We start from the raw sequence: 707 nt of genomic DNA, 5'->3' as shown, positions 1-707 counted from the left end.
GTGGCGGCCGCGACGGTGATCCGCTGGCATGACCAGCGCCGCAGCACCGGTGGCTACGCTGCCAAGGCACAGGGCGGCGACACCCGGTCGCGCCGGATCGAGGCGCACGCGCAGACGATCCTGGCGTTGCACGAGGCCGGGCGCGACATCACGCTGGACGAGCTGCGCCGCGAGCTTGGGCTGGCGGGCGTAAGCGTGGCGATCTCGACGCTGCACCGCTTCTTCGCCCGCCACGGGATCACGCGCAAAAAAGACCGGGCACGCGATCGAGCAGGATCGCGCCGACGTCCTGAGCCAGCGCGAAGCTTGGTTCGACGGCCAGCTCGACCTTGATCCCGAACGGCTGGTGTTCATCGACGAGACCTGGACGGCGACCAACATGACCCGCAGCCACGGCCGCTGCCGTCGCGGCGAGCGGCTGCGGATGGGCTACCCGCACGGCCATCGCAAGACCACCACGCTGGTCGCCGGCTTGCGCATGACCGGCATGGTCGCGCCGATGGTGCTCGACGGCCCGATCAACGGCGACTGGTTCGAGGCCTATGTCGACCGCGTACTCGTGCCCGACCTAAAGCGTGGCGACGTGGTGATCATGGACAATCTCTCCAGCCACAAGCGCGCCAGCGTCCGCGACCTGATCGAAGCGGCCGGCGCCCGCCTGCTGTTCCTCCCGCCATACAGCCCCGACTTCAACCCGATCGAGAAGG

1 pseudogene is annotated in these 707 nt (G+C 69.0%); it reads left to right on the top strand.

Features of this window, described 5'->3' with window-relative positions:
• Positions 1 to 707 (top strand): annotated as a pseudogene (locus tag L8F97_RS22480) (IS630 family transposase); the annotation flags it as partial.

The sequence above is a fragment of the Sphingomonas sp. BAUL-RG-20F-R05-02 genome (assembly GCF_022662305.1).
Classification (GTDB): Bacteria; Pseudomonadota; Alphaproteobacteria; order Sphingomonadales; family Sphingomonadaceae; genus Sphingomonas.
This window is presented reverse-complemented; position numbering and strand designations above follow the sequence as displayed.